Origin of the sequence: Oligoflexus sp. (assembly GCF_035638955.1) — a bacterium.
Classification (GTDB): domain Bacteria; phylum Bdellovibrionota_B; class Oligoflexia; order Oligoflexales; family Oligoflexaceae; genus Oligoflexus.
This window is the reverse complement of sequence record NZ_DASQYZ010000153.1, coordinates 1-7,384: the sequence shown is the minus strand read 5'-3', so window position 1 is coordinate 7,384 and position 7,384 is coordinate 1. Positions and strand designations below refer to the sequence as shown.

Annotated in this window: 4 protein-coding genes; all 4 read right to left on the bottom strand. The window is 51.5% G+C overall.

Annotated elements, in window-relative coordinates; translation table 11 throughout:
* Positions 1-216: 216 nt before the first annotated feature.
* Positions 217-1,152, bottom strand: coding sequence for a PstS family phosphate ABC transporter substrate-binding protein (locus tag VE954_RS14455; RefSeq protein WP_324953914.1), 936 nt, complete (start codon positions 1,150-1,152; stop codon positions 217-219).
* A 526-nt stretch (positions 1,153-1,678) separates the two neighbouring features.
* A complete protein-coding gene (locus VE954_RS14450; RefSeq protein WP_324953912.1) occupies positions 1,679-4,195 on the bottom strand; it encodes a TonB-dependent receptor domain-containing protein in 2,517 nt (838 codons plus the stop codon).
* Positions 4,196-4,223: 28 nt separating this feature from the next.
* On the bottom strand, positions 4,224-5,465 hold the full coding sequence (locus VE954_RS14445) for a hypothetical protein (protein WP_324953910.1): 1,242 nt from the start codon (positions 5,463-5,465) through the stop codon (positions 4,224-4,226).
* Between the two features lie 97 nt (positions 5,466-5,562).
* Positions 5,563-6,882: a hypothetical protein gene (locus VE954_RS14440; RefSeq protein WP_324953908.1), complete on the bottom strand. Its 1,320-nt coding sequence runs from the start codon at positions 6,880-6,882 to the stop codon at positions 5,563-5,565.
* Between the last annotated feature and the right edge of the window lie 502 nt (positions 6,883-7,384).

Here is a 7,384-nt window from a genome sequence, read left to right as displayed (position 1 = left end):
CCGCCACGAATAGCCCGTTGCAACTTGATCCCCATCATGTAACACCCAGCAACGTTTGTTTGTCACATGGCAGACGACGCCACGTCTGCCAGCAATTTCAATAATTTTACCCTTGGAAACATGATAAGGTCGACCGCTCATACAGTTCTCCAGGCACACTTTCATCTTCAGCGGGCATTGTTGGGTAGCCGCGTTTATGCCGATTCTGCTTTGGAACTATTTTTCAACTGTCGCAGAGGAGCTTTCAAATTTTTTTAAAGCGCTCGCATATATGTCCTCTTTTAAAGCAACATAGCCAACCTCCCTGGAGAGTTTTGCTGCATTTTTAAGGAGAAAGCTTACAAAAGCCTTTACTTCCGGTCGCCGCGCCGATTTATTGTTTACATACACGACTAGAGGCCGGGACAGAGGGTAGCTGCCATCCTCGATCGATTTTGCGCTGGGTACAGTTGCGTCCTTGTCCTGGCCTACAGCCAGAACCTTCAGTGACTTTTGATTTTCCTCGTAATATGCAAAGCCAAAGTATGCCATCGCATATTTATCCTTTGAAACCCCCGTTACCAGAACGTTGTCATCTTCGCTGGCAACATAATCGGTCCGTGAAAGACGGGCCTTGCCCATGACATGCTCGGTAAAGAAGTCAAAGGTCCCCGAGTCTGCACCAGGACCATAAAGCTTAATTAGTTCGTTGGGCCAATTGGCATCAATATCCTTCCAGGTTTTAACCTGACTTTGAGGCTGCCAGATTTCCTTCAATTGCGCCAAAGTCAATTTCGAAGCCCATGTATTGGCTGGGTTGACAACGATCGAAATCCCGTCGTAAGCAATGGGAAGCTCGGAATATTCAATTTTTCCTTCCTGAGCCTTTTTCGCTTCCTCCGGCTTTATTTTACGTGAAGCGTTGGCGATATCGATTTCGCCCGCCGCGAACTTTTTCATGCCGCCACCGGTCCCGGACAGGCCAACCGTGACGCGAACGTTAGGGTGGAGCTTCTGAAATTCCTCTGCCGCTGCCTCAGCGATTGGAAAAACTGTGCTCGATCCATCGAGTTTCACTTCACCTTTGAGATGTTTATCCAGTTTTTCGGAAGAAAAACCCTGAACGTTTGGTACCAGAATAACCAGACTCAATAAGATGTTACGGATGCTCATACTTGACTCCTTCAGGATTGTTATGTTCCTTTGCGCCTGATCCAAATTGCAGAAAATGCTCACAAAAAGAGGCCGAAAAGTTATGAATTGGCATGATTCTAATGACGTATCCTGGATTTCTGATGGACAGCACTGAGGTGGCTCAACAAAAAGGTTATTTATCTTGACCTGGTGGTTATTACATCATCAGCGATGATAACGGTTAAAGAAGCTGTAAATTTTTGCTTAATTTGGCTTAGGAGAGGTTGGGTTTGGAAAAAAGAGGAGACCCTTCATAGCGATCGCTTGAAGCGCCTCCTCCACCATTCATTTTTTGTACAGAGGGGGGTTTACTACAGACGGCGGAAGGCTTCGTTAAAGGTCAGATAAATTGTTGGCTAAGTTTCGATCATGGTTTTGTTGTGCCAGGGGACAAGAGTGCTCATGTTAAAGAAAGAGTATGAACATGCGGGACAGATCAGCCTGGCGGGAGTTCAGAGCAAAAAACAGCAGTCTTCCGCGACTGCCGTTTCGAGCTTTCCAAACGTCAGAACATGGACGAGATGCTGACAGAGTAGGACGCATCCTGAGTACGGCGGTAGATGAGGCGATCCCCCACTTTATACTCAATGTCCCGGCCCAGCAAATTCCGCGCCCGAAATCGAACGCTGGAATTACCGGCAAGGGCCTGACTCAGCACCATATCCAGGCTATCCATGGGTACATCCTTCACGTCGGGAACCGCATTTTCGCCGACGACAATGCCCGCTTCCATGATGCGTTCTCCGACCCGGTTGTATACGACGTTGGCCTCACTTCCGGTTGATTCCAGACGGTAGCCGGTGTTCACATTGAGCACATAGGGGGCGGAACCTTGCATGGGCCTGTTGGTATTGGTGTAGCGGATGCTGTTTTCGTCTGAGGGTGCCGTGATATCGGAAAAAATGCGGGAGTAGTTTCCACCGACCGAGAATGCACCCAGCCGCTGCGTGGTCTCAAACTCATAGCCATAGTTCCGGGCTCTTTCAGCATTGGTATAGGTGATTGCCGAGGTGTTGGCGCCGTCATTGCTGGCTGGAATTTGTTCAATGGGTTTATTGATGCTTTTATGGAACAGTCCGAAGGATATATAGTCATCATTGTTCTGATAGAGTTCCCAGCGCAGATCGTAGTTGTCGATTTTCGAAAATTGCAGGTCCGGGTTGCCTTTGATATCAATCCCGCGTTCATAATCGAAGTAGCTGGAGACGGAAAGCTCGCGGAAGTCCGGTCGCGCCACCGTGCGGCTGTAGGCAAAGCGGAGCTGCTGACCTTCCACAAAAGCCCAGGTGGCATTCAGGACGGGCAGAACCGCGTTGCTCTGCAGTTCGGCTTTCTTGTAAGGGTCGCGACTGTCGAAGGAGTCAATACTATCAACATTTTGCTTTGACATTTCGCGCCGCACACCGGTTGTGACTTCAACACCATCGATATATTTGTACTGGAGCATGCCGTATGCGCCTTGCAGGTCCTGATCCGCGGTATACGTATCCGAAGGCAGGGTCACCTCTTCCGCCAGCAGGAAACCCTGGCCTTGCGTTTCGTTAAAGCGGATGTTTTCAGGCGTGTAGATCTCCTCCAAGGGACTTTCGCCTAACGCAGCCGCAGGACTTCCCACCGCAGCCGGGGTGAAAAAGAACTCACGGGCTCCGGATTTACGTTCGCGCTTCAGGCCCAGGACACCGGTTTTAATATCAAACTGATGTTCATCACCCGTGTAAACGTTGGCGGCAAGATCCAGCTGAACCTCCTGCATGTCCTCCTCATTATCAAACCATTTCCGCCGGAGACGGCTGATATCAGATTGGTCATGGACCAGGCTATCGCCCCGATCATTGTAACCATAGCTGCGCTGATCCGGAATTTTACGGGTGGTCTTGTTCAGACCCACGCGCCAGCTCAATTTCAGACTGCCGTCTTCCGCAAGGTTGTGTTCTCCGAAAAGCTGACGCAGGAGAAGATCCCGTTCCTGCCACTGCAGCCTTGTGCTTCTGATGTTATTGGCCGTGGTATTGAGGTTGAAAGAGTCCGAGATATCCACAGCGTCTGTGGTCTTGTGCAGAACACCTATCAGACCGCGCAACTGACTGCCGCCGATATCAGCGCTCAGAACCCCGATGCCGCCCAGCTTGACTTCGCGTTCGGAAACATCCCCCCGCTTGCCCTTGACCACTGTGTTGAGGTCACTCGTGTATTCGTTCTGCTCACGATCGTAGCGGTTCCATTCGTCGCCATAGGTCACTCCCACGGAATAGCCAAGTGGAGTCGAACCGATGGGAATGCGATCACCCAATGACGCTGAAAAGCTCCGATTGATGGGCGCCGATTCCTCCTGGACGCTATAAATCCGAGGGAAGGCCTCGGTTAAGGCTTCCCTTTGGTCACCGGTCAGACCACTCGTCTGCGTCAGGGATTGTTCCTTCAAAGCTGTTGGCAGCGAACGCGTGCCATCATCAAAGCCGAGCCAGTCGGTGTTGGAATGTTCGTAGGTATTGACCTTGTCCGTTGTATAACCCGTTCCCAGACTGACTCGACCTTCAAAGCGGGTGGGAATGGATTTGGTTCGCAGTAGAGCCGCGCCACCACCAAACTCACCGGGCAGATCGGGTGAATAACTTTTCTGCACGACTATGCTCTCCAGCACCTCAGCCGGGAAAAGATCAAACTGGACCTGCCGGCGCGCAGGATCCGGACTCGGTACGTTCAGGCCGTTCAAAGTGGTGGCCGAGTAGCGTTCACCCAGGCCGCGAACATAAATGGACTTGCCGCCTATCAGAGTCAAACCCGTGACCCGGCGCATGGCAGCACCTGCATCGCTGTCACCGGATTTGCTGATCTGTTCCGAGCTGATGACGTCCTTGACTTCACTGGAACTGCGTCTTTCATCCAAGAGCGCTTTGGCGGAACCCTGCTTGATACGCTTGGCCGTGACCTGCATGCTTTCCTTTTTCGATTCGTCCTGCGCCGAGGCCAGGGACGTGAGAAAAAAAAGGCTCAGGAACAAAAGAACCAGGATGGTATTCATAGATATTCTCATACACCATATTATTTGTTTAGGGGTTACAAACCGTTCCATCCACCAGCGTTTCATCGCTGGTCGTATCCCAGCAGCCGCCCTCGACCGCCTTGGGACGTACAACCGAGCACCAGAGCGCTTTATTCAGGTTTTTCACTGGTGCGGATGCCGCCTGGGTATGGGTGGCCAGGGTTTGTTTGAAAAAATCCTTGAGCGAAACCGTGCGGGTACTGGCGTCTGGATTTCGGAGGCTAAGGTCGCCATCCAGACAAATTTTGGCGCCATAATCCTTTATCCAGACCTGGAGGCTATCGTTACGCGCCTTGGCCGCCTGCGCTGCTTTGGTGGACACGGAGGGGAAAAGGTACTGAAGGGCATAGCCGAGAAGATTGGCCTGCTCTCCCGTTTGGCAAAGCGTGATCACGCGGTTAATATCCTGAACGTCTTGAAATCCCTCGCTCGTCACCATTTCCTGGTAAGCGGCAGCGAGATCAAGCATGGTTTTGCGCTGGTCAGGTTGTTTCTCGATTTCATCGTTGATGAACGAATTCAGGCGCGCATCATAGCGGATTTGAGGCCCGCTGTATTTTTGGAAGACCGGGACCAGTGAGCTATTGGCAGGCACCAGCTGGAACGGCGACTGGAGCTGAAGCGCTTCATTGCGGATATCGGGGTTGGCTCCTTGCAGCAAAAGATATTCAATAAATGCTACATCGGTGTTGGGCTGCTCGATGGCGAAATGAAGCGGTGTCCGGCCCGTCTTCTCTTCCTGGATATTGATATTCAATCGGGTCTGCTCATTGGCATTGGGTATTTGGCGTGGCACATCGCAGCTCAGGCGCAGGGGTGGATCAATGGTGCCCAGGCGGTTGATCAGGTGCTGGACCAGGGCGGAATCACCAGCCATTGAGGCTACATGGAGCATGCCAAGGCGTGCTTCGTTATAAGAGAAGGAAATATTGGGATCGGCTCCTTTATCAAGAAGGTTATCGATCAATGCAAGCCAGGACGCTTTGTCATCAGCCCGAAAATATTTGGACGCAAGCAGTCCCAGGGCCGTTGTGGCCTCGCCCGGAAAGACCCGATTTATTTCGCCCGGGTAGTACTGAAGCCAGGTCTCAAGCCCCGCTTTCACAGATGCAGGATCATCGGATGCCATGATCTCCAGAAGATTGATGCTGTCTTCGGGCAGACGTCGGGCTTCCCCAACTTCATTGTCCTTTTTGCGACATGCCGCAAACAACGTGAAAACCAGAGATAGAATGATCAATGTCTTCATAGCTGAGCTTTTTCCTTTGAAATCCAGGGATGATTTAAAAAGGAGGCCTTCATCGCGATCGCATGAAGAGCCTCCTCCTGAGTACCAATCAGTGCTGTTACAGACCTTTGACCCAGCCCTGGGTCCAATCAGCAGAAGCGCCGGACAAGGTTTCGACAGCGCCTGCGAAGAAAGCCTCTTCAAAGAAACTGTCGCGGGACAGGTCAACGAAAGTGGTGAATGCCGGAGAATTTTCATCCTGCACTGCATAACCATTCAGAAGAGGGTCGGCTTCCAGGTTGGTGCCGCTTGTGTTGAAGAGACTCGATACAGTGAAAGGATCGGTCGCCAGATCAGCGAAGGTTGTGCCGCATTTCGCAAGCACACCTTCGAACTTTACCAGTCCAGCATTAAAGGTTTCGATGTCATCAAGATTGATGCAGGTGCTGTTGGCACCTGTGATAATGCTGTTATAAAGCGTCGCGCCGGTTCCACGGCGGAAAAGGACACCGTCGCCCTTTTTAGGGGAGCCACCGATAACGGTCAGGTTTGCGATGGTGGGATTGGAGCGAGGCTGAGCGGCCTGATTGTTGACGTTATTATCAGCTTCAATGCCGTTGTTGCCGTCGTCGGCGTACTGCTTAATGAGGACATACTGAGCCTTGCCGCTCCAACCGAAATCCCAGTCCAGGCCATCATCCTGCGAGCCCGAGATAACGATATGCTTCAGGTTGACAGTTCCACCGAAGAGTTCGACGCCATCATCGTTGCTACCCACGACCTGAACGAAGTCGATGGTCGTGCCGCTGCCGACACTATTCAAGGTCAAACCGTTGAGTTCATTATCAGGAGAGACTTCAAAACCTGGGTATTCAATGCGAACATAGCGTAATATGCCCGAGTTATCATCAGGGATGGTTCCGCCGTAATTCGCTTCCACGCCACCTTCAGGCGTGTTTTCACACACAGCTGCAGTGGCATCCTTGCACTGATTCAAAGTGGAACGGCCGTTAAGGACGAGTCCACCCCATTGACCGCGTGTGGTCCGGCCAGGTTCAAAACCGGTCATGACGATCGGAGCATCAGCACGGCCTTCCGCCAGAATTTTGGAACCGCGGCGAATCGCCAGAAAATCACGGCCATTGCTGCCGCGAATGGTGACACCGGCGTCGATGGTGAGTGTGGCGTTCTGAGCTTCACTGCCAACATAGACAGCGCCTTGGAGGAGATAAGTGTTGGCAGTGGTCAGGGTCACATCCTGAAGCAGCGTTCCGGCCAGACCGCAGGCCGGACGTTCGACGAGGTCAGAACCGGGCAGTCCCTGAGGATAGGTCGCGGAAAGATCCTGAGTTCCTTGAGGACAGGCTGCAAAAACAGAGCATTGCCAAAAACTAAAAGCAGCAGAGGCGAGCAGCATTTTCATGCAAACAGAACGCATAGCTTTACTCCAAATCGGTTACCTATTTACTACTATGCAGAGGGGTGTACTACGGATGGGAGACGGTTCGTTAAAGATTGGATGAATTGATCGAAAATTTTTAACCATTGTTCTTTGCCCAATCACGGATGTGCTGATTCACTAGAATAGTCGCAACGTTTCCGGTTTTACCCGCGACGGCAGGACTCTGGCTGTGGCCGGCCAGCACCCGACTTCCGCAATTTAAAGCAACTGGAGCAGAACCCCGAAAAAAACGCTAAAAGGCTAAGAAAACTCGTTTGTTTCCATTACTTGAAATAAAAGTGGATGGAGATTGCTTAGCGTTTTCTTACGCGGCACTGGATTGAATCATTAAGCTCGCCCCAGGGACCGTCGGCTAATTGGTGTCTCCTAATCTGAAACCGTGGTAAAACGGTCAGAGAAAGAAACACCAAATGAGAGCTCAAGTGTCTGTAATTAAGGTAGAAATCAAACTTCATGAAATTCCCAAAGCCATCGAGGC

Excerpts from the sequence above, each read along its gene's own strand:
- VE954_RS14450 (WP_324953912.1), bottom strand. The coding sequence starts at position 4,195 with ATGAATACCATCCTGGTTCTTTTGTTCCTGAGCCTTTTTTTTCTCACG.
- VE954_RS14455 (WP_324953914.1), bottom strand. The coding sequence starts at position 1,152 with ATGAGCATCCGTAACATCTTATTGAGTCTGGTTATTCTGGTACCAAAC.
- VE954_RS14440 (WP_324953908.1), bottom strand. The coding sequence starts at position 6,882 with ATGCGTTCTGTTTGCATGAAAATGCTGCTCGCCTCTGCTGCTTTTAGT.
- VE954_RS14445 (WP_324953910.1), bottom strand. The coding sequence starts at position 5,465 with ATGAAGACATTGATCATTCTATCTCTGGTTTTCACGTTGTTTGCGGCA.